Origin of the sequence: Plantactinospora sp. B6F1, from assembly GCF_040120695.1 — a bacterium.
GTDB lineage: Bacteria > Actinomycetota > Actinomycetes > Mycobacteriales > Micromonosporaceae > Plantactinospora.
The window spans coordinates 1-564 of record NZ_JBEEAC010000115.1 but is presented as its reverse complement, the minus strand read 5'-3'; the positions used below and the strand labels follow the sequence as shown (position 1 = coordinate 564).

General features: G+C 53.9%; 3 rRNA genes. All 3 read left to right on the top strand.

The features are described 5' to 3' along the window. Positions 1-81, top strand: a 23S ribosomal RNA gene (locus tag ABNF97_RS34050); the annotation flags it as partial. Between the two features lie 104 nt (positions 82-185). Then, positions 186-295, top strand: a 5S ribosomal RNA gene (gene rrf, locus ABNF97_RS34045). A gap of 181 nt (positions 296-476) precedes the next feature. Further along, positions 477-564: ribosomal RNA gene (gene rrf, locus ABNF97_RS34040) — 5S ribosomal RNA — on the top strand; the annotation flags it as partial.

The following is a 564-nucleotide window of genomic DNA, read 5'->3' as shown; positions in this document are numbered from 1 at the left end:
ACGACTGGGTTGATAGGCCGGAGATGTAAGCCAGGTAACTGGTTCAGTTGACCGGTACTAATAAGCCGAGGACTTGACTACAAAGCTGCTACGCGTCCACTGTGTGATTCACAGCAAACGAACAACAAGAGTTGGTTTCCCCGCGTGTGTGGGTCGGGGGTTGTTGTTTGTGTTGTTGATAGGGTTACGGCGGTTATGGCGGAAGGGAAACGCCCGGTTACATTCCGAACCCGGAAGCTAAGCCTTCCAGCGCTGATGGTACTGCACTCGGGATGGGGGGTAAGGCTCCCAGTGAGACGACTGGGTTGATAGGCCGGAGATGTAAGCCAGGTAACTGGTTCAGTTGACCGGTACTAATAAGCCGAGGACTTGACTACAAAGCTGCTACGCGTCCACTGTGCGATTCACAGCAAACGAACAACAGAAGAAACCCTACCGTGTGGGTCGGGGGTTGTTGTTTGTGTTGTTGATAGGGTTACGGCGGTTATGGCGGAAGGGAAACGCCCGGTTACATTCCGAACCCGGAAGCTAAGCCTTCCAGCGCTGATGGTACTGCACTCGGGA